Annotated in this window: 15 protein-coding genes; 1 reads left to right on the forward strand and 14 read right to left on the reverse strand. The window is 53.8% G+C overall.

Annotated features, from left to right (window positions below; genetic code table 11):
- Window positions 1-21 precede the first annotated feature (21 nt).
- Entirely contained in the window at window positions 22-828 is an 807-nt protein-coding gene (locus BJP58_RS09920; protein WP_194543780.1) for a lipase family protein, read from the forward strand.
- Between the two features lie 83 nt (window positions 829-911).
- Here the strand turns inward: BJP58_RS09920 and BJP58_RS09925 are convergent, their stop codons facing one another.
- The 14 genes from BJP58_RS09925 to BJP58_RS09990 all read right to left on the reverse strand — a co-directional run bounded on the left by BJP58_RS09925 (window position 912) and on the right by BJP58_RS09990 (window position 21,324).
- The gene (locus BJP58_RS09925) at window positions 912-1,748 is read right to left on the reverse strand and encodes a PIG-L deacetylase family protein (protein WP_194543781.1); all 837 of its coding nucleotides are present in this window, start codon (window positions 1,746-1,748) and stop codon (window positions 912-914) included.
- 48 nt (window positions 1,749-1,796) lie between these two features.
- Window positions 1,797-2,219, reverse strand: coding sequence for a VOC family protein (locus BJP58_RS09930; RefSeq protein WP_194543782.1), 423 nt, complete (start codon window positions 2,217-2,219; stop codon window positions 1,797-1,799).
- Window positions 2,220-2,514: 295 nt separating this feature from the next.
- Complete coding sequence (locus BJP58_RS09935; protein WP_194543783.1) at window positions 2,515-3,186, reverse strand: HAD family hydrolase; 672 nt, start codon at window positions 3,184-3,186, stop codon at window positions 2,515-2,517.
- A 131-nt stretch (window positions 3,187-3,317) separates the two neighbouring features.
- A complete protein-coding gene (locus BJP58_RS09940) occupies window positions 3,318-4,085 on the reverse strand; it encodes a class I SAM-dependent methyltransferase (protein WP_194543784.1) in 768 nt (255 codons plus the stop codon).
- A gap of 317 nt (window positions 4,086-4,402) precedes the next feature.
- The gene (locus tag BJP58_RS09945) at window positions 4,403-4,879 is read right to left on the reverse strand and encodes a DinB family protein (protein ID WP_194543785.1); all 477 of its coding nucleotides are present in this window, start codon (window positions 4,877-4,879) and stop codon (window positions 4,403-4,405) included.
- 152 nt (window positions 4,880-5,031) lie between these two features.
- Window positions 5,032-5,913, reverse strand: a complete 882-nt coding sequence (locus tag BJP58_RS09950; RefSeq protein ID WP_194543786.1) for a carbohydrate ABC transporter permease — start codon at window positions 5,911-5,913, stop codon at window positions 5,032-5,034.
- Between the two features lie 17 nt (window positions 5,914-5,930).
- Window positions 5,931-6,830, reverse strand: coding sequence for an ABC transporter permease (locus BJP58_RS09955; RefSeq protein ID WP_194543787.1), 900 nt, complete (start codon window positions 6,828-6,830; stop codon window positions 5,931-5,933).
- A 114-nt stretch (window positions 6,831-6,944) separates the two neighbouring features.
- Entirely contained in the window at window positions 6,945-8,630 is a 1,686-nt protein-coding gene (locus BJP58_RS09960) for an extracellular solute-binding protein (RefSeq protein ID WP_194543788.1), read from the reverse strand.
- A 94-nt stretch (window positions 8,631-8,724) separates the two neighbouring features.
- Window positions 8,725-10,416, reverse strand: a complete 1,692-nt coding sequence (locus BJP58_RS09965; RefSeq protein WP_194543789.1) for a response regulator transcription factor — start codon at window positions 10,414-10,416, stop codon at window positions 8,725-8,727.
- Complete coding sequence (locus BJP58_RS09970) at window positions 10,382-12,229, reverse strand: sensor histidine kinase (RefSeq protein WP_233355027.1); 1,848 nt, start codon at window positions 12,227-12,229, stop codon at window positions 10,382-10,384. The genes BJP58_RS09965 and BJP58_RS09970 overlap by 35 nt, the downstream gene beginning before the upstream one ends.
- A gap of 129 nt (window positions 12,230-12,358) precedes the next feature.
- The gene (locus BJP58_RS09975; protein WP_194543790.1) at window positions 12,359-14,650 is read right to left on the reverse strand and encodes a glycoside hydrolase family 3 N-terminal domain-containing protein; all 2,292 of its coding nucleotides are present in this window, start codon (window positions 14,648-14,650) and stop codon (window positions 12,359-12,361) included.
- A gap of 299 nt (window positions 14,651-14,949) precedes the next feature.
- Complete coding sequence (locus BJP58_RS09980; RefSeq protein WP_194543791.1) at window positions 14,950-18,066, reverse strand: glycoside hydrolase 5 family protein; 3,117 nt, start codon at window positions 18,064-18,066, stop codon at window positions 14,950-14,952.
- Window positions 18,067-18,069: 3 nt separating this feature from the next.
- Entirely contained in the window at window positions 18,070-19,443 is a 1,374-nt protein-coding gene (locus BJP58_RS09985) for an alpha-L-fucosidase (RefSeq protein ID WP_194543792.1), read from the reverse strand.
- A 363-nt stretch (window positions 19,444-19,806) separates the two neighbouring features.
- The gene (locus tag BJP58_RS09990) at window positions 19,807-21,324 is read right to left on the reverse strand and encodes a DUF3502 domain-containing protein (protein WP_194543793.1); all 1,518 of its coding nucleotides are present in this window, start codon (window positions 21,322-21,324) and stop codon (window positions 19,807-19,809) included.
- Between the last annotated feature and the right edge of the window lie 193 nt (window positions 21,325-21,517).

The raw sequence follows: 21,517 nt of genomic DNA on the forward strand, positions 1-21,517 counted from the left end.
GAACAGAAGGGCGGGATGTGCATGGGTACGAGCATGGAACGAGAACAATGGGCCATTTTCTTGGCAGCGATCTGCGGACAGACCTATACACAATTCAGCAACACGGACGGCTCATTTGTCCTTCCGCTAAATTATTCGCTCTATGACACCATTGAGGCCAACTCCTTAATCAGCGTGTCCGAGCGCTTTGGGTTTATTCTGGAATCACCGGATGAAATCATTATCGCCTTTCGGGGCACCAGTTCAACAACAAACTGGATCTCTGATGCCATCGCCTCCCAAAAAAACTTCAAATATATTAAGGACTCTTCTCTCACACACCGCGGTTTCACGAACATCTACGCCTCTGCTCGGGGCCAGGTCATGTCGGCACTTAACCGACTTCCTGCACACAAAACACTGTTCATTACCGGCCACAGCCTTGGAGGAGCGCTCGCAACCTTATGTGCAGTCGATGCGGCCGCCAACACGGACCACCCATCCCCTTATGTATTTACCTACGGGTCCCCTCGTGTAGGAGATCTCGATTTTACCAAGGCCTTCGCCAAGTATGTTCGAAACAGCTGCCGCATCGCCAACCTGTTCGACGTCGTAACGCATGCCCCGCCTCACATCTACAAGATGCCTAAACGGGAGAAGAAGTACTATTACAGCCATGTCCATACCCAATGGCCGTTGACCTTCCAGAATGGATCGGTGAGCGGCAATCATGTAATCGGAAGTTATTATGCGGAGCTTGCCAAGCTTCAGCCGGAATTTGCCGAACGCTTAAGTACAACGAATCCCGAATTCTGTCCAGTTGGTGAATCCCCCTTAGAGAAGGTATAAGCTTATTTTTCGGATCATAAAAGAAAGCGGATTTCCCTGAGAAGGGAATCCGCTCTTTTATTTCTGATCTAACCAAAAATTGATTACACATGAGTACCCGTTAACATCGGGAACAAAATCTCCATTTCAGCTTCATTCGGTCTTCTGCCATAATCCGCGATTTCGAAAGGCTCTGCATATTGTAAGCTGGCTGCAAGGTCTTGGCCATATTGCTTCGCAAGCGAAGGCAGCATTTCGTCCGAGACGCTAAGAAACCGATCCCAATGCTTTAGAATAAATTCCCGCTTCTCTTCCCAGGTATCCGGTACGGCATCCAAGAAACCGCCCTGCCAAGGCGCAAACTCATAGAATTGGGAAGCATGGGCATCGCAGGCCAGCAATTTCTTCTCGATCACGCCCCCAGCATCGATAACAATATCCGGTTGGTACGTCGCCCGTGCCGCATAATCCGGCATCAGCAGGAATATCGGGGATTTCTTCAATGACGGCACTTCAGGGACGGCATTCGGTACGTTCGCAACAAAATCTGCCGCATCCCGCACGACCTTCCCGACATTGCGGTTATCCACATGACCGGGACCGTTCGGATGGAACGTAATGACGATTTCCGCCTCCCAGCCGCGAATCAGACGGATCACTTCCTTGAGTACTTCGAGCGTTGGCATCAATTCGCCATCGGGAATGGGCAGAACGACGTATTCCAGCACCCCAAGACGCTTTGCAGCCTCATGAGCTTCCTGAATCCGACGTTCGACCAGCTGCTGCCCGCTCATTTCATGATGACCGCAGCATCCATCGGTTAGCGTTACGAACTTCACCCGATGACCCATCTCTGCGTAAGCTGCCGAGATCGCGCCTGCATAGATTTCGGGTTCATCCGGGTGCGCTGCAATGACAATCACATTGAGGATTTTAGACATCTGTCGCTTCCTCCTTATATGTTCTTGGATACACGATCGATATACCGATTACTTCGTGCGTTTCATCAGTGGATGATCTTCCTTCAACTCCAGCAAATCCCACAGATTGCCGTATAAATCCTTAAATACCGCCACCATGCCGTAATCCGCTTCTTTGGGCTCTCTTACAAACTCAATCCCCCGCGATACCATTTCACGATAATCTCTCCAAAAATCATCCGTATTCAAGAACAGGAACACTCTGCCTCCCGACTGGTTGCCTATAAATGGCTTTTGCTCCGGCTTGGACGCCTTGGCAAGCAATATCGTCGTGCCGACCGAGCCGGGAGGTGCTACGACCACCCAACGTTTATCTTGTTCAGGCTGGTATGTATCTTCAATCAAGGTGAAATTCAGCTTCTCGGTATAAAATGCGATGGCCTCATCATAGTCCTTCACGACTAATGCAATATGGACAATGGATTGTATCATGTCTTCTCCCCCACCCATGTGATATTTCAATTCAGTTTCTTATAAATCTTCTTGTACGATTGGTACGCCCAGGAACCTTGTATACCATTCTACTGCTTTTCCATATCGTAGACATGAAAAAAACATAAAACGAAAAGACACCAAGTGTAAATTAACTGGTTCCATTAGGTTTCAGCTGTTCAGCGGAGTTGGCGGACTGAATGATTTTTCTTATTCATACGATATGTTCTACTCTACCTTCCATTGTGGTTACGCACAAGCGTTCCTATTCATTATCGTTCTTAAATATTTCGCGCTAGATGATCCCTTCTAATTCCGTCAGCTTCTTTATGATGTAATCGGGCTGTATATGATCTGGCCTTATTTTGTTCAAGCGATTGATCCAAACGGCTCGGATTCCCAATGCTTGAGCCCCCTCAACATCACTTGTTAATGAATCCCCGACATGCAGGACCTCCGCATTCTTTAACTCATACCTTCTAAGTGCTTCTGCAAATATTTCCGATCTAGGCTTATATGACCTAACATCTTCGCTAGTGATCACGCCAGTGACCTTTAAATCATGAAAACTTATCGCTGCCATCACATCCGATGTATCAATATTAGAAATAATATATATGGGCAATTCACACGACTTCAGAAAAGAGAGCGCATCTTCATAAATACCTGGCTTTTGCCAATGGTCAAATTGCTCCTGAATGATCTCCTCTGCAATGCAATCCGATTTGAAGTAGTCTATCGTCGCGCGTAAAGATGTTCTTCCCAGATTTCTTTGATTATCGAAGCTTTTCCCATAGCTTTCATGAAACATGTTTGAAAAGGACTTCCACCAGTATTGACCTATTTCCTGAATGGTACAGTCCTCAGAGGAAGTCGCCTTGATTTTTTGGCATATTAACGGAATGATCTCATCATCTTCATGAACCACAGTCCCATAAAAGTCGAGGAAAATCGCTTTGGTTGTCACTGTTATTCCTCCCTCACGTTCTAATTCCATCACTTCATATGACTGTACTAACACCTCACTGATTCTAATTTATCCCTGCACACAGGCTTTTCACGCCACGTATGGATAAACACCCGAGGGCACTAGTTCTACTAGCGCCCTATCGGAGCTTTCCTCGCCTCGAATGTAATCATCTGATCCGCTTTAACAGGTTTATTCAACCATGTATAGTCAGCCGACTTCGTGATTTCTTCATATCCCTGCTTCTCTAGCATGAGTTCAAATTCGTGGTATCCATACCAGCTAAGAGGAAACCGCTGCAGCTCGGTCTGAACCAGAACGCCTTCCTTCCACTTTTCATACTTCAGAATCGAGACGATGCGCTGGTCAAGCAGATTGCATTCCGTACGTCTATCCTCCAGAACGATGACTTCGTTATCGGAGGTTTCCCAGCTCCTAGTCGAGGTGTGATTCGCGTCAAAATTAGTAGGAATAAACAAATCCACAATTAATCTGCCACCAGGTCTCAAGTGAGAATAAAAATGACGCAGTGCCGTAACAGCCTGCTCCCGACCCTCTATTAATTGAAAGGATCCGGCAGGGATGATAATAGCCTCATACGAATCCGTCAACGAAAAGTTATGCATTTCGTCTTCATACAGTTTAGTTGTTAGGCCCAATTCCTCGACTCGTCTTCTGCAAGAATCCAGCATAGCCGTTGAATTATCCACGCCTTCCATATCGATCCCTGCTTGAAGCAGCGGAATTAACACCCTCCCTGATCCACAGCCGACTTCCAGCACCTTTCCTTGTACGTCCTTCAGACGTTCTAAATAATACTCCACGTCACCAAACGAGAAACCTAATGGTTTACTCAAATCATACACTTCCGTACACAGCTCTCCGTACAAACTATACATAGAATAAAACTCCCCATTCTATATGTATTTTTCCCGTTATTGCCTTCTACGCAATTAGACTTCTCTTTTCTCATCCGGTCGATAGAGGATTCTTTGATAATCCCAATCTTTAGTATCCATATCGCCTACATCATATAAGAGAGTCGCAGGAAGAACTATACCCATTATATTTATAAATATTCTCTACTTAAAACGATTCCCAAGGCATATATTCTATTTTACATCCTAATTTCTATTTGGTGAAAAACAGAAAAAAGACTTCCCGGCTCATGAGATATCATGACAGCAGGAAGTCACCTATGTGTGGTGCGTTTAAGCTACGCTCTTAAAAAGGCAATGTAATCCGTTATTAACCCTTTGTGTCCCAAATGCCGAAGCATGGTCGTGATATTGCCTCTATGATAGGTTCCATGATTTACGACCTGCTGGAGAATCTCCGAAATCGAATTCTGAAATGCCTCACCCGCTGTGTTGTGGTAAGTCACAACCTTCCCCATATCGCCTACCGATGCTAAATATTCGTGATGCTTGGTTTGAAGCTCGCTCAGGTATTGACGAGCTGCTTCCAAATTCGCGAACGGTCTCGCGGCAAGCGACGGAGGGCTTTCCTCCTTGATCCGGGCAAACCAAACTTCCTCCGCAGCCGCAAGGTGACCGAAGACTTCGGCGATGGATTTGAAGCCCAGATTCACTTCCTGGAGAAACACGCCTTCCGGCAAGGATTGCAGATGGTTCCATAGTCTTTCGTTCGCCCAAATGTGATAATCGTACAATTGAAGATACGCTTCGTTCATTCTGCTCTCTCCTCTCTTGATCGCTTTATCGGAAAGTCTGAGTTTACGATGCTGGCCCTAGCACCTATCCCCTAGCACCTCGATAGAAAATTATACCATATATAACGAAAAAGCAGGCACGGAGATCAAACGAACATAACGCATATTCGAGATTACTCTTTAACGCTGCCAAGCACGATACCTTTGACGAAAAAACGCTGGAGAAAGGGATACAGCAGCAGAATCGGCAGTGAGCCGATGAATATTTGAGCGGCTTTAAACGTTCGATTGGATACTTCGGAAAGGGCCGCGGCATCGTCTGCATTGATCGACGTCAGGTTGGTCTGTACGATAACGGTCTGAAGATAACTCGACAACGGGTATTTTTCCGGAGAATTCATCAGTAACAGTCCGTCAAACCATTCGTTCCATTGGCCGACGATCGTAAACAGCGTAACGGTAGCCATGGCCGGCAGCGACAGCGGCGCGTATATTTTCCACAGGCTGGTGATGTAGCTCCCGCCGTCAATGAAGCAGGATTCCTCCAGTTCCTTGGGCAGGCCGCGAAAAAAATTGAGCAGCAAAATCACGTTGAACACTGCTACAGCACCCGGGACGACCAATGCCCATATCGTGTCGATCAGACCTGTATCCCTGATTGTCATATACCTCGGTATCAACCCTCCGGAGAACAGGGTGGTGAACACGAAGAACCAGGCATATTGCGTGCGAAATTTAAAATCCCGTGGTTCCTTCGACAGGGGATAAGCGATGAGCAGGGTTAGCAGCATACTGATCCCGGTCCCGAGAACGACACGCTGCACGGTGACCCACATCGCTACCATAAATTGCGGTTTGTTCAGCACGTACTGATAGGAGCTAAGCGTAAAATCAACGGGCCACAGCTTCACGATCCCCGCCGTCGCCGCGCCTTTGGAGCTGAGGGAAACCGCCAGAATATGAACGATGGGAAGAAAGCAGAGAAGCCCCAGACCGATCAGAAAAGCGTAGTTGAAGCCAAGAAAAAATTTGCGGCTGAGTGACGGTTTATGCATACGGGACACCTTCCTTCCTAAAATATTCTGTAATTGGCGAACTTGGATGCCAGGGCGTAGGACGTCACGATAAAGACGAACGAGATCAAGGATTTGAACAAGCCGATCGCCGTGGCCACCCCATACTGGGCACCCTGCATGCCGATCCGGTAAATAAACGTATCCAGAATGTCCCCGCTCTCATAGACCTGCGGGCTGTACAAGTTGAATACCTGATCAAAACCGGCATTCAGCACATTCCCAAGCGAGAGGGTCGCCAGCAAAATGATGATCGGCATCATGCCGGGAAGCGTGATGTGCCAGGTCTGTTTCCAGCGGTTGGCGCCATCCACCGTAGCCGCCTCATACAGGGAAGGATTGATGGAGGTTAACGCAGCCAAATAGACGATGGTGCTAAAGCCGAATTCCTTCCAGATGTCCGTTATGACGAGGGTATAAGGAAACCATTGGTTGCTGCCAAGGAAAAAAATCGGCTCGACGCCGAACCAGCCCAAAATCTGGTTCACGATCCCGTTCGTCGGCGACAAGATGTCGATAAAGATTCCCCCAAGGATGACCCACGATAAAAAATGTGGCAAATATACAAGCGTCTGCACGCCGCGTTTGATCAGCTCGTTCCTCAGCTCATTCAGCAGCAGGGCTACCAGGATCGGCACGACCAATCCTCCGATGATTTTCATGAAGGCGATAAACACCGTATTCCAAATGATTTGGCCGGTTTCCGGCAGATCGAACACATAGCGGAAATTGTCCAGCCCGATCCAATCGGAGCCGAAAAGGCCTTTGAACGGAACGAATTTCTGAAAGGCCATGGCGATGCCGATCATCGGCCAATAGCTGTAAATCAGCACGATGACGATGCCGGGCAAGATCATCAAATGAAGCGGCCACTGCCGTCGAAATTTTTTGCTTAACATGGCGATCCTCCTGTCTGTCAATGTATATCCCTTTCGCCTTCAGCAGGTGGTGAACAGAGAACAGGGGCGGGTGTCAGAAACCTCCCTCCCCTGTTCCCGTTAGCCGATCTCCTTTTATCTGGCGGCCTTCCATGCATTAACTTCTTCCGTAATCTTGTCGCCGCCAAGCTTCTTCCAATTAGCCACGAACTCATCAAAGGCGTCGATGCTTGCCTCGCCCAAAATGATTTTGATGAACGTTTCCTGCTCCAGCCGGTCGAGGGTCGCTTTTTTGTCCGCCATGGTCTCGGTCGGAGCGCCGACATAACCGTTCGAAATGACTTTGCCCGCATCGTTCAAATCGCGAAGCAGTTTCATGGAGCCTTCCGGACCGTTGGCAGCATAACCGGACCAGCCCATCGGGTTGTTGCCCGCGAGATATTCCTGAAATTCCTTGAACATGATCTTCGTTTCGGCGCTGGTGATGTCCGCGTCGCTTTCGGATTCCAGCGCTTGGGCCAGCTCCTCCTGCCGGATCAGGTCTTTGTTTGGATTGACGACCTCAACCAGTGAATATTTGTTGACCCCGATGGATACGCCGTCTTCGATGATTTGACCGTACTTGTCAAATTCCGCATGGTTGCTGTACAGCTTCTCATAATACTGGTTCGCCAACTTGACGATGACCTCGGGATGCTCGTACCCCTTTTTGACCACGTAATATTGGGATACGGCAAAAGGCATCTGCACCGTCGCCGGACCGCCTTCCAATGACGGGATCGGGTAGGACTTCCAATTCACCGATTCATCTTCTTTCACCATGTCCCAGAAAGGCCATGCCGGATACCAGCTGGGTCCGATCAGCATGCCGATTTTGTGGGTGGTCACGGTTTCAAAGACCTTGACGGTATCCTTTACGCCGAACTCCGGGTCGATCAGCTTGTTCTTGAACATGTCCTGCAGCTTGGCCAGCGCTTCCTTCATCTCCGGCTGAATGCTGCCGAACTGCAATTGCCCCTCTGCGTCTTCGATCCAAATTTGCGGGAAACCGCCGAAGCCGTTAAAGAAACCTACCGAAGAGCTGTTTAATCCGATATCCTTGGTCAGCGCAAGTCCGTAGGTATCGGCCTTGCCGTTCCCGTCCGGATCCTGCTTGGCAAACGCCTCCGCAATGGCCACAAGGTCATCCATCGTGTTCGGTTCAGGCAGATTCAGCTTCTCCATCCAATCCTCCCGGACCCACAGCAGCGGAGCCGAGCCGCCGATGACCGGCTGGGTGGACGGGATCGCCAACAGCTTGCCGTCAAACGTCGCGGAAGGGAGCGCGTTTTTCTCGATCTCCATGACCTGCTTCAGGTCATCGCTGGCGTAATTCTCGAAAGCGGGCGTCAAGTCTGCCAATTGCCCGGCGTCCGCAAGCTGGCGCAGCTGCTCCGGCGTCACCTGCATGATATCCGGGAGGTCGTTCGAAGCAATCGCGATATTCATTTTGGATTCATACTGCTCCTGGCCCGTCACCACCCATTTATAATTGAGGTTGATGCCCATTTCCTTATATAGGTCGGTCCACACGTTGTTTTTAATATCCTGTCCGGACGGGAACTTCACTTCTTCTCCCACGAACCGGACGGCATCCAGCTGAATGGGGGGATCATACTTGCCGAACGGGTCGCCCGGCTCCAAGGCCGTGGCTTCGCTATCGGTGGATGAACCAGACGTGCTGCCTCCGCCTTCTTCCCCTTTGCTGCTGCAAGCGCTTAAAATACACACGAAAGCCAGCATACTGATCCACAATACGGACAAGATCTTATTTCTCTTCATGTTTGCGACCTCCTTGAATTCGATGTTTGTTTAGAGTATAAGGGAACAAAAAAAGAGCTATCTACTTTAAGCTCTTTACTTTGATATCTTCTCTTTACATGTTGTGCAGTTCTCTGTATTCCTGCGGCGTCAAATGGGTCGTTTTTTTGAAAAAGCGGTAAAAATACGGCGGAGAACTGAAACCCACCGCAGCGGCGATGACATGGATTTTGTCCGTTGTCTCCTTCAGCAGCTGCTTCGCTTTGGCCAGCCGTGCCGCATTAATCGACTCGGACAGGCCCTCACCGGTCACTTGTTTGTACAATCTGGACAAATACGAAGGGTTGTGTCCCACGGCCTCCCCGATTTGCGTCAAGGACAGGTCACCTCCCAGATTATCTTCGATATACCGTTGAACTTTGGCAATCACCTCATGCTGCTGATCCTGCTTCCCCTGCTCTTTCCGGTTGAAGATAATGTCCGCCAGCCTTTCGAAATATTCGGCCGCCTCCGTCCAGGAATCATGCTCCTCCAGATGAGTCAATGTGATATAATCCACCGCCCCTTCTCCTTCCACGTTCTGGCAGAGAGCTTCCATATCCACCAGAGACGGCATCATCACGGACACCAGGCCGTAATACACTTCCATCTTCAGCAAATATTCAACCTCCGGCGGGAAGGAAGAGGTATCGGTCACCTCATGCAACAGCTGCATGAACTCCTCCCGGTCCCCATTGTCTAGACAGCCGCGCAGCAGCTCCATCCGCTTCAGATGCGAGCGAGAGCGCCCCAGAAAATTCCCCATGCGATCCGGGCGGTTACGCTCACCGGCTTCGGTCAACAGAGATTCGTGGCCGATCCCGAGGCCGCTGTCCAGCAGCTGCTTCAGTGATTCGAATTTGTCAGGCAGCCGTTCCCAATCAACCCACTCGCCAGCCATGGCAAACGAAGTCTTCAATTTCAAAAGCGTTTTGCAAACGTCCTGAATTTGTTCCAGCATCCCGTGGACAAAACGCTGGACCCGTTCCGCCGCCGGTCCTCCAACCTCCTCCGGATTCTCCTCCCCCTCCTCTTTGTGCTGCAAAATCCAGATCATCTTGGCCCTGCCGAACTCCACGGCCATGCCGTCGGTCATCGGGCCGAGCAGCTCGCCGATGATGTTCTGGACCGCGTACAGCATCAGCGATTGGGCCGATGGACCGTCTTGCCTTTGCCAGCCGTCTAGCCTGCATAACAGCAGCAGGCAAGACTTGCCGGGATCCAGCTTCATCTCCAGCTCCGCAAAGCGCTGCTCCAGCTCCTCCCGCCGAATAGGACAAGGTGCTTTTTGCATCAGCTCCAGCACGTACTGCTGCTGTAAAAACGGCAGCGCCATGCGCATATTCTCCCTCGCTTTGGCAATCAGACTGCCCTCTTTCATCTCCTGGTCAAGCAGCTCCACGGTCTTCTCGATCGCGCTCAGCACAGCATCGTTTCCCTCTGCCTTAAGAACGTAATCGACGCTTCCTTGCCGTGTGGCCTCCTGGATATAAGAAAAGTCGTCGTATCCGGTCAAAAAAATCACTTTGCAACGGGGCCACTGTCTGGATATTTCCTTTTGCAGGGCAAGACCGTTTAACCCCGGCATTTTGATATCCGACAAAACGATGTCCATTTTCGCCCGTTTTAGCCAGTTCAAGGCCTCCGATGAGGAATAAGCCTTATACACCTCAAGCTCTAGAAATTCCGCGCCAAGGCACAATTCCGCAAGCCCGTTTACGATAAAAGGTTCGTCATCCACGATCAGTATTCTGTACCTGCTCTTCATCCATCCCGCTCCTTTCTTGCTTTGGCAGTGCCATATCGATTCTCAAACCGCCTAACCGGCTTCTCGAAAAGGCCAATCCACCCGCAGGCCCGAATTTTAAACGAAGGCGTCGATGCACGTTGGATAAACCGGTGATCTCTCCTTTTACGTCCGAATTCGCGATCATGAATTGCAGGTTCCGCAGCTTTTCGTCCGTCAACGTCTCCCCGTTATCCTCCACGATGATATGCAGGACATGCCGTTCAGCGGCCATGGTCACTTGGATTTGCCCATCCGCTTCCTTCTCCTCAAGTCCGTGCTCGTATGCATTTTCGATTAAGGGCTGCAGAATGAGCAGCGGAACGTCCAATTGCTCCCAATCACCGGGGATGTCATCCCAATAAGCGGATATCCGGTTATGGAAACGGATGGACTGAATGTCCACATAAGCCTTGGCATGCCCCACTTCCGCCTTCAACGAAACTTCGTCGGCTGCGTTGCGGGTGATGAACCTGAAATATTCCCCCAAATGCCTCGTAAAACGAACGATATTCTCATAATCCTGCATCTCTCCCATCTGATGAAGCGTAAAGAAGCTGTTATATAAAAAATGAGGGTTGATCTGGGATTGGAGCTGCTTCAGCTCGGAACGCTGCGAGCGGATTTTCTGCTCAAACACTTCGTGGATCAGCACCTGCAGGCGCTTCACCATATGGTTAAACTGCTCGTACAGATAGTGGAACTCGTCATGATGCTTATGGCGCAGCTCCACCCGGGGACTGTCGAAATCGATGTTGCGGAATGCCCTCACCATCCGCTGAAGCGGCTGATGAATGCGGCTGTAGATCCAGCCCGAGAACAGAATAACCACCAGCAGGGAGAAGCCCGACAGCCCGAAAAAGATCATGCGGTATTTTCCAAGCGGGCCCAGAAATTCGGCTTCGGGCACATAAACCACCAGGTCGGCATTCAAAAAGGCGGAGCGCTCCACGCTAACCCAATAGTTGGCCCCATCCGCCTTTACCTTCGTGTTGTAGGGAAGCTTCGAAAATTCGGTGGTTGTTAGCGCTTCCAAATCAATGTGCTCGGCCAACCGCGGACCGATTTCGCCTCCATCCTCCTGAGTCAGGACCCAGCTGTTGTCCACGCCGATGAGAACGGCCCCCCCGTCCCCCGTGGCCAGCTGTAGGAGCGCCGTTTGCATTTTCGGAACGGAGAGCTCCGCCGCAATCGCAAAATTAGGCGGATTGCCGTTTCGCAATCGTTCCGGGTATACCATCCCCAACAGAAGCTTGTTCTTCCATTCGAAAATGACCCGATCGGGATGCTCCTCAAGCGCCTTCATCTGCTCCGGCGGCATGGCTCCTTCGTATGACACCTGTTCAATCGTTTTCTCAATCAGCGGAATATAAGTTTTGGCCTCCTGAACGTATTGATTGGAGCTTTGCAGCAGCCGCATTTTGCCCTGGAGGCGGTTGATCGCCTGAAAATATTCGGAACGGCTCATGGCGGGCGCAATGGTGCTTAGCTTTTGCAGGTCGGAGTCCTGCGACAAATCGTTCATCAGCAGCACCGTCGATTGCAGCTCCTGTTCCAGCGTGCGCATGAAAAAATTAGTCCTCGCATTCAAGGATTGGGTAATTTCCTGCTCCACGCTCGCAAGCCCGGACTCGTTCATGTACAGGGCAGCGGCGTAAACCGGCATAATGGCCAACAAAAAGCCGGCCACGATTTTGGGATAAATCGATTTGAACCACAGCAGCTTCATCGTTTGCCTCCACTTCGTTACCATGATCGCTTCGCCTAACCGATGAACAGGATGAAAACGGACCATAACGGTTATGCCCTTTTTTACGACCGGTTGCCCGGCTTAAGCAGGACGGCCAACAACTTCCGCATATCCACTCTCGCCGGGTTGAACCTGTATCGTTAAGTCTTTATGTTTTGGAGGGGGACGAACCGGTTAGCCTTCCACCATCAAGCTTGCGATCTCTCCTCTCGTCGAGTCGGGACCGACCTGGATGCGGAACTCGCCGGGCTCCACCACCGGCTTCAGGTCTAGGTCGATCATTTCCAGCTGCTCGCTGCCGATGGTGAACGTTACTTCCTGCGTCTCCCCGGCCTTCAGGAACACCTTGCAGAACCCTTTCAGCGCCTTCTCGGGACGGGTAACGGAAGCGGCCAGATCCGAGACGTACAGCTGAACGACTTCCGCGCCGTCCCGTACTCCCGCGTTGGTCACGTCGATCCGGACCGTGGCTTCGCCGCCTATGGGAACGACGGCCGGCTCAACCGTCAGACGGCCGTAACGGAATTCCGTATAGCTTAAGCCGAAGCCGAATGGATACCGTGGCGCAAGATCCGTCTCCAGGTAACGCTTGCCCCGAGTCCGTCTGGCATTGTAATTGACCGGCAGCTGGCCAACCTCCTTCGGAATGGACAGCGGCAGACGGCCGGACGGGTTGATATCGCCAAACAGCATGTCCGCAATGGCGCTGCCTCCCTCTTGGCCGGGATACCAGGCTTCCACGATGGAAGGGATGTGCTCGTCGATCCACGGCTCTGTAATCGGCCGTCCGTTGATATAGACAACAATCACGGGCTTTCCGAGCTTATGGAGCTCCTGCAGCAGCTCCAGTTGCACGCCCATCAGCGTCAGGGTCGAGCGGTCAATGCCTTCCCCGCATTCCATATCGCTCTTTGCATGCCCGGTCACGACCGAGGCACCAGTTCTCAGATCGATGGTACCCTCCCCGAAATCCCGTGCACTGGAGCCGCCAAGCACCATTACGATGACATCGGCCTGTTCCGCGCACGCCAGCGCGTGAGGGAACCCTTCCCTTGAATCGCCTTGAATACGGCAGCCCGGGGCATATAGAACGCGGCTGTCTCCCAGCCGTCGGCGGATGCCGTCCAGCACCGTTACGATCTGCCCCGGCTGCTGGGGGGAGGTGTAATCGCCAAGCTGATGGTACGGCGCATGGGCGTTGGGGCCAATGACGGCAATGGTTCCGCTGCTCGAATCCAGAGGCAGCAGGCCCCCCTCGTTCTTCAGGAGCACGATGCCTTCAGCCGCTGCATGGTAGGCTAGTGCGGTATGCTCGTTGCAGCCTATGACCTGCTCTGCCCAGGCTGGATCTACATAAGGCCGATCAAAGAGCCCCAGACGAAACTTCAGCTCCAACACGCGTCCGGCTGCCATATTCAGATCGTCTTCAGTGATCAGCCCTTGCTCCAGCGCTTGGTGAAGATGTGCCCGGAACATGGTCCCTGACATCTCCATGTCGACACCGGCCTTCAGCGCCTGGGCCGCCGCCTCCACTCCCGATCCGGCCGTATTGTGACCGCATGCTAACATATGGATCGCGCCGCAATCGGTAATGACGAAGCCGTCAAAGCCCCACGCCTCGCGAAGTACATCTTGCAGCAGGTACCGGCTGGACGTGCAGGGGACTCCGTCGATTTCATTATAGGCCGTCATGACCGACAAGGCACCCGCTTCAACGGCTTTGCGGAACGGCAGCAGATCGACTTCGTGAAGCTCCCGTTGTCCTATGTGGACTGGGGCCCCGTTGCGTCCCCCTTCGGAAGCGCCGTAGCCTGCGAAATGCTTCAGCGTAGCCAGCAGGCTGATATGTGAATCCAGGCGCTCGCCTTGCAGTCCCTGCACGGCGGCAACCGCGAATTCGGCCACCAAATGGGGGTCCTCGCCGAAGGTTTCTTCGGTACGCCCCCACCGGGGATCCCGTACCACGTCCAGCACCGGCGAATAGGTGGCCGCTCCCCCCTGAGCTCTTGTCTCGGCGGCAACGGCGCGGCTTATGCTGCGGAACAGCTCCGTGTTCCAGGTGCTTCCGATCGTGAGCGGTACGGGGAACACCGTCGCCCCGATTGCCATATGTCCGTGGGAGCATTCTTCCCCGAACAAAATCGGAATCCCAAGCCGCGAGTGCTCCATCGCATAACGCTGAATCGCATTAACCGCTTCTGCCCCTTCCCGCGGGGACAGTCCGTTCGTCAGCGTCACTCCGGTCCAGGGATCGGCCCGCAGCGTACCATACAAGGAACCGATTCCTCCCTCCGCAAGCTGCGACTTGAACTCCTCGGTTAGCTTGATCGTACCGTCGTCGTTCCTTATGTAAGCTTTCCAACCGAACGGCTGGATCAGCTGTCCGATTTTTTCCTCGACCGTCATCCGCTCCAGCAAGTCCTCGACCCGCCGCGAAACCGGCCATGCAGCGTCCTTATAGTCCATGGCGCACACCCTTTCTTTTCCTGTTTAATTCGTTCTTACTGATTACATGTAACCGTTCGATGAATGTTCCCGCATCCTATTAGGGTTCGGATTTAAGGCGATTTCCTATCGTCTTCAACGCCAATATCGCCAAAGCAGCAGCCCTTCCAAAATTTCCGATTGAAGAAAAAGGCTCTCCGACACGATCCGATCGGCCGGAGAACCTCCCTCTATCTGTATCATGCAGAGGCTTCTCCGCGCGGGACGATCCAGGTCAACAGCAAGAACCCTCGTCCAACCTTTTCATGAGCGAACACGCTTCAACTTGGTTGACTCTGCCGGATGCGAACCTCCTCCGGCCGGTAAACCGTCTGCACTTGTCCCCTGGCATCGGTCGTAAACATCACGGTCCGCTCCCGCTCCAATTCGAAGACATAGACCATTCCGGTTGCCGGGTCCTTTACCTCGACCTCTGCGCTTGCCCCATACTCAGAGACGAAGACGTACAAACTTCCTTGTCCGAACGCCAGCTTGCGGCCGTAGATGCCCGGAAGCTCGCCTCCCTTCAGCCATTCCAGCTCAGGCGAAACGGCTGCGGAGCGGATAGCTTCCGCATACAGCGCCTGGATCGGCTCCCAGCGCTCGTTCATCTCGACCGGGAGCGGGCACCAGATGAACCGTCCCGATTCCAAGCTCACCGTGACGGGTGCTAGCGTCCCATCCAACCGGCCCGCCGGACGATCTACCGCCAGCGCGTTAATCTTCCGCTCGCCGAACGAAACGGCGAAATGCTCTCCCGCCAGCTCCAGCGTTTCTTCTCGAAGAACGTTGGCATGGACGGTTTCACCGATCTCCTGCTGCAGGCGATGCGGCGCCGGCCCCCAATATGCATCGGTGCGAAACGGACCTGTCCACAAGATCGTGCTCCCTTCCCTTGCCAAGTCGAGGAGCTGGGCAAACGCGGCATCGTCGAAATTATGCGCGCTCGGCACGATGATCAGCTTGGCCGGATAGCGCTTCAGGTCCTCCAGCTGATATTCGCCGATACCCCGCGGATGGACGTTCATGCCGAATGTCAATGCGCGCATGGCCCTCGTCGTCGCTTCGTAAGCCAGCTTGCGGCTGGAAAAATCATTCGAATACGGGTAAACGACGGCGATATCCTCCAGCTGACGTTCATCGTCGAACAGGCCGGCTGCTTCCTTCATGAAGCGCCCGAAGTCATAGGACACATCGGCTTCGGGCTTCTGCGTTCCGTCCGCCCGAAGCGCCCCGATGTTGGATTCGTTGGCATTATCCATGAAGTAGTTAATATTCCATATCCACTGTACGGCACCCGCGCCCCCGGTCGAAAACGAATACGCGTACTTCCGCTCCAGGATGCTGCGAAGCTCTTCCTCCGTCCGCTTGGCAATGCCGTCCGGACGCTGCACGTGCATGATGCCGGTCTCCTGAATCAGATTCGGCTTGTCCGGCGTTTTCGTAAATATGCCGTCCCAAGCCAGGTGATCGTTCTGCCACCAGGAGTGGACCGTCGTGTAATCGACGGCGGGACCGTAGAACGAAGGCGACGGGCGCTGGGAGCAGATGCCCTCATCCTGCCCGACCGTCACCAGCTGGCGGGGATCGGAGCGGCGAATAGTGCCGATGAGCTCGGACGCCCACCGATTATGCATGTCCATGGTGAACAACGTGAAGTCGATCCACGGTCCCCACTTCTTCGGCTGCAGCACGCTGTTGAACAGCTTGTCGTCCGGACTCGGCGCAGGCGCCGACTCGAATGAAGGCAGCTCGCCCGGCGTCATGTTCCAGCGCTCCTGAAGCAGCACCAGATCATCCCCGTGGCGCTGCCGCAGCCACTCGGACCATGCTTGCCGCTCGAACCGGTCCCCTATCGATACCGGCCCCTCGAAGATTCGCTTCGGATCGAACAGCGAAGGCTCGTTGATCAGGTCCCAATGCACGTTGGTCGTGCCCCTGTGACGTCCGACGATGGAGGCGATAAAGCGCTTTTGCGCCTCCACCGATCGCGGATCCAGGTAGGGGTTCACGCCTTCCCAAGCCTCGGGCGCAAACGAGAAGAACGTAAACGTCACTTCCAGCTCATGCCGCTTGGCTGTCAGGATAAAGGCATCGATCGCCCGCATGACGTCCTCGGCCGCATGGCCGTCGGCAAACATGATCATCCGGTAACCCGTCCATATGCCCGTCCGGATCAGGTTGATTCCTGCCCGCTTCATCTCCGCCATATCCGCATCCCAACGCTGCACGTTCGGCAGATGAAGGAATTTGCGCGCGACGTCGGAGGTCATGTACGTCATGCCAACGATCGGAACCGTCCGCCCGCCGCGGCGGAAGTAATCACGCCCGGATTCCAGCCGCTCTCCCGCCTGCAGCAGCGGACGATCGACGCCCCATACCGCCTGGGTCAGGGTGCGGCGCTCCCCGGAATCGGACTCGGCTTCGCAAACGATCCGGTACAAGCCCGCCTCGAGCCGTACGGGTACGGACAAGCGAAGCTGCTGCAGATCCCGCTGCTGCATGCCGGCTTCCGACTTCTCGTGTCCGGTCCAGACGGTCTCGCCGTTGTCTTCCTTGATAACACTCACTGCAAATTGCCAGGTCTGCGCCGGAGCGGACGTCCGGGACAGCGTCTGCAGCTGGATCGTCAACCACATCTGCTCGCCCGGCTCGTAGGAGGCATAGTTCGGCTTCAACCAAAGCTCCGTCACGCCTGTTCCCGCGTATTCGGCCAGATCCTTCAGAACGTCCATCCCTTTAGACTCCCAGAACGATGCCCTCAGCTGCTGGTTGATCAGAATCCAGCGCCCCCCGGCATAATCGCCCTTATGCTGCTCCAGCATGACGACCGGTGCGGACCGCTCGCGTCGATCACGGTCCACGCCGATCAGGAGCGGTGAGATGACGGCGTCCATCGGACCGCATGCCCCCATCTCGGCCGGAATGTCGCTCGCTTTGGTCGGGTGCAGCGTCAAGCCCCAGGTCGGCTCCATGCCGAACAGCTCCTCGCGCCCCTGCAGGATCGGAAATTCGGCGGAGGCCTTCAACTCCCGGACGCGCGATACGTCAACCGCCAGCGCATCATGGATATCCATTCGCTGATGATAAGCCAGCTGCTCGCGTTCGGCATGCCAGCTTCCGTTCAGCTCTCGAACCGGCCTGCGGAAAGGCACGCCCCCGGCATGAACCAGACCGCCGCCGGCCTTCAGGTGGCCTTCGATGGCTGCCCAAGCCGCTTTCGGGAAGTACGACCCGTGCAGATGAATCAGTGTGTCCCAGCCGCCTTCCGTCAGCCGCTCAGCCACATCCGCGGCACCGGCGACCACCGCCCATTCCCGCAATCGCTCCAGTGCCTCTGCGGACGGACGTTCGCCTTCGTAAGGAAAATGCTCGTCGTAAAATACCAGCGTTCTCATCGCTTACTCCTTTCTCGTCCACGGCTTGCCGTCGACGTATACGGATGTTCCGCGCGTTCGAGCCCAGTCGGCAATCCGGGAAGGGTCGCCGGTCCAGAGGCGGTTCACTCCCCATTCATTGGTCTGCGGCCGCTCCTCGCATTCGATGCGGATGACCGGGAACAGCTCGGTCGGACGTTCCCGCGGCAGCCCTTCGATCCACAGCACGTCGCCCTCCTGTCGGAACGACAGCTCCTGTCCCGTTGTCAGCAGCGTCACCCGTAATACCGGCGTCACCAGATCCGCCAGCCTCAGCACCGGCCTCCCATCCCAGAAGCGGATGATGAGATACAGCTTGTTGTCTTTCATTGTCTGCCGCCCATAGGTGATGAACTCGGTGAGGTTCCCTCCGTCGGAGCCGTAGATGGCCTCGCCGTGAACGTCCAGCCACTCCCCGATCTTCAGCGCCCGCTCTACGAAGGCCGGCGGAAGCTGTCCGTCGGGCTGCGGTCCGACGTTAAGCAGCAGATTGCCGCCCACGGTACCCCCTTTTTCCGCGCACTCGCACAGCATGTCGAGCAGAACGTCGGCCGGACGCCAACGTTCGCCATTCGTGTATCCCCACAGCCTCCACGTGGTAACCTGGCTGGATTCCCACAGCCGCTTCTGATCCGGGACGATGACATGCTCCGGCGAGCCGAAGTCGCCCAGCACCTCGGAATCGCCCGAACCGCCGCCGCCGTCCGCATGCAGCTTCTCCTCCTCGGACAGTCCAAGACGGTTGTTGACCAGGATGTCCGGCTGAATCGACTTCATCCGCTCCACCAGCTTGATGCTGTCCAGGTCCTCCGCGGTTCGCGGCCAGACCCCGTCAAAAAAGAAATGATCGATGCGCCCGTATTTCGTGACCAACTCTTCCACTTGGGCATGCAAATACTGCTTCATCGTCTCCCAGCCCTCGGGATCCTTCTCCGGTCCGTCGAAGTAAGCCGGGATCCGCCAATCGATCCAGGAATAATATAAGCCGACCCGAAGCCCTTGGGCCCGGAACGCATCGGTAAATTCGCGCACCAGATCCCGGCCGGGCGCCTGCTTCGCGCTGGAATAATCCGTCGTGGCCGTATCCCACAGGCAATACCCGTCATGATGCCGCGTCGTTAAGCAGGCATATCTCATCCCCGCCTTGCGCGCGGTGTATGCCCATAGCTCGGCGTCAAAAAACACCGGATTCCACTCGCAGGCCTTCCGCGCGTATTCGGCCTGGTCCAAATGCTCCCGGAACAGTACCTGCTCGCCGCGCCCGTATTGGGCATATGGCCCGAAATGAATAAACATGCCATACCGGCTTTCCGTAAACCACTGCCAGCCTTCCCGGATGGCTTGAGCTTGCTTGATCATGAACAACGTCCTCCTTATTCTGCACGGCTCTTGCCGTGAGGTCAGCCTTGATGGATATTACGCTTCTGGCTCTTTGAGCAGTCTCAAGGCTTCTTATGACCTATACTCTAGCCCGAGAATCCCTGTCTTGAACACTTTACTTTTGAGAGAAAACTTTGATTTTGGCCAATATCGGAGAATTGAAGTCCTAAACGGTAACATTGATCACTTTCGAATCCGCTAGGAATCTCCATGGAATTCCTTCGGTACTCTTCACAGAACGCTCCATGGCGGTGCACAAAAAAAAAGCAATCCCTCCCCGGTTATTAAACCGGGTAAAGGATTGCCCTATTCCATTATTTCTTAGTGTTCGTGTGCCTGAACTTACGACTGACCGGCTCTCCATTCATCGAATTGCCGTTTGTATTCATCAACGACCTCATCGATTCCAGCGGACTTCATGGCGGCCAGCATTTTATCGTAGGCGTCCTCGTATTTCACGACCCCGTGCATGACCGGATATACGCTGGTCTTCAGCTCGGCGATGCAGTTGGCGTACTGCGAAGCAACGTTGGTCGGATCGAAGGTGAAGCCGATCGTGATGCTGTTCACGGCGTCGTCCGATACCGTTGTGCGGCGCTCCAGACGCGCTGGGTCCGTATTCGTTGGATAACGGTTCATCTCGACGTGGCCAAGCAGCCAGTACGGAAGCTCATAAGCCGGGGAACCGTTCTCGTTCTTGGCCAGATAGTCCTTGGTATTCTTGCCGGTATCCTTCCAATGCACATCCTTCACGCCGCTTTGAACGAGATCCATGTTCTCTTGGCTGCTGTATACCCAGTTCAAAAATTGAATGCCGGCCTCCGGGTGCGGAGACGTGGCCGAGATCCCGTTGGAATTGCGGATCGCGTAGGATCTGAATTTCGGCTGGTCGGCCAAATAATAAATATCCAGCTTCGCATCCGGGAACGTTTGAAGAATGGCATCGCTCAAGCCGACGTCGCCCGGACGGTACAGATAACGTCCTGCCAGCTCCTCTTGGTTGATAACCTCCGTCGGCGTCGTAAGCAGATCGCTCATGATCAGCCCGCGCTTGTAAGCCTCGTTCATGAACAGCACGTCTTTTTTGAACTCCTCGGTTTCGAACCAAGACTTCACGTTCCCCTGCTGGTCGATGTAAATCATGTTGTCGGCCACGGTAAACGGATAGGTGTCGTAGGTCGTATGCAGGAAGTAGGCTGGCTCCTCCAGCATCTTAATATATACGTTCTTGTTGTCCTGCGGCCAGTTCTTCTGCAACGTCTCGGCTGCATCGAGCAGCTCCTCCGGCGATGTCGGCGGCTTCAGGCCGTTTTTCTCTAGCAGATCGGTGCGGATCGTGAACATGCCATCGTTATAAGCGGTATCCGCCCAGAAGTTCGGCACGTACGTGGTCTTGCCGTTGATTTTCGACGACTCCCAGATCCAGTCCGGCATGGAAGCTTTCAGCTCGGTGCCATACTGGTCCAGCAGATCGTCGATCGGAATGATACCGCCGCTGCCCGCAAGCACCGTCGGTCCTTTGGTATCGTGCATGATGGCAATCAGCTCGAATTCCTCGCCCGTCGACATCATGAGGTTGGTCTTCTGATCCCATACGTCCCACGCGATGTACGTCGGTTCGTACGTAAGGTTCAGTCCGTCGGCCTCCAGCTTCTCGTTGATCGCTTTGACCGCCGCATCCAAATCCTGCGGCGCGGAGCCCGGAAGCAGATACCGGACCGGCAGCTTGTCCCCGCCGTCATTCTCGCCGCTCGCCGATCCGTTCTCGCCGCCGGCATCGCCCCCGCCGGAGCAGCCTGCGATCACGGATACCATGAATATCGCAGCCAACCATAGTGCTAGCGCTTTCCTTTTTTTCATGCATGTGTCCCCCTGTCTTCATTTGGTTTAGTCATGCGGTACGATTCCTATCTTAAGGAGACATTAGGGATGACGTATACTTCAAAATGATCGTTTTCGCCATTTTAAAACACATTAAAAGGTTGTTCAGAAAGTCATCTTTTGATCACGAGGCAGGTAAGGAAGCAGTCTAAGGCGTCGAATCTTGAATTCA

Origin of the sequence: Paenibacillus sp. JZ16, assembly GCF_015326965.1 — a bacterium.
In the GTDB taxonomy this organism is placed as follows: domain Bacteria; phylum Bacillota; class Bacilli; order Paenibacillales; family Paenibacillaceae; genus Paenibacillus_AQ.

Bases quoted from the DNA above. Each gene is read 5' to 3' on its own strand.
- BJP58_RS09930 (WP_194543782.1), bottom strand. From the start codon at position 2,219: ATGATACAATCCATTGTCCATATTGCATTAGTCGTGAAGGACTATGAT.
- BJP58_RS09975 (WP_194543790.1), bottom strand. From the start codon at position 14,650: ATGGACTATAAGGACGCTGCATGGCCGGTTTCGCGGCGGGTCGAGGAC.
- BJP58_RS09925 (WP_194543781.1), bottom strand. From the start codon at position 1,748: ATGTCTAAAATCCTCAATGTGATTGTCATTGCAGCGCACCCGGATGAA.
- BJP58_RS09965 (WP_194543789.1), bottom strand. From the start codon at position 10,416: ATGAAGAGCAGGTACAGAATACTGATCGTGGATGACGAACCTTTTATC.
- BJP58_RS09985 (WP_194543792.1), bottom strand. From the start codon at position 19,443: ATGATCAAGCAAGCTCAAGCCATCCGGGAAGGCTGGCAGTGGTTTACG.
- BJP58_RS09960 (WP_194543788.1), bottom strand. From the start codon at position 8,630: ATGAAGAGAAATAAGATCTTGTCCGTATTGTGGATCAGTATGCTGGCT.
- BJP58_RS09955 (WP_194543787.1), bottom strand. From the start codon at position 6,830: ATGTTAAGCAAAAAATTTCGACGGCAGTGGCCGCTTCATTTGATGATC.
- BJP58_RS09945 (WP_194543785.1), bottom strand. From the start codon at position 4,879: ATGAACGAAGCGTATCTTCAATTGTACGATTATCACATTTGGGCGAAC.
- BJP58_RS09920 (WP_194543780.1), top strand. From the start codon at position 22: ATGGGTACGAGCATGGAACGAGAACAATGGGCCATTTTCTTGGCAGCG.
- BJP58_RS09990 (WP_194543793.1), bottom strand. From the start codon at position 21,324: ATGAAAAAAAGGAAAGCGCTAGCACTATGGTTGGCTGCGATATTCATG.
- BJP58_RS09950 (WP_194543786.1), bottom strand. From the start codon at position 5,913: ATGCATAAACCGTCACTCAGCCGCAAATTTTTTCTTGGCTTCAACTAC.
- BJP58_RS09970 (WP_233355027.1), bottom strand. From the start codon at position 12,229: ATGGTCCGTTTTCATCCTGTTCATCGGTTAGGCGAAGCGATCATGGTA.
- BJP58_RS09980 (WP_194543791.1), bottom strand. From the start codon at position 18,066: ATGAGAACGCTGGTATTTTACGACGAGCATTTTCCTTACGAAGGCGAA.
- BJP58_RS09940 (WP_194543784.1), bottom strand. From the start codon at position 4,085: ATGTATAGTTTGTACGGAGAGCTGTGTACGGAAGTGTATGATTTGAGT.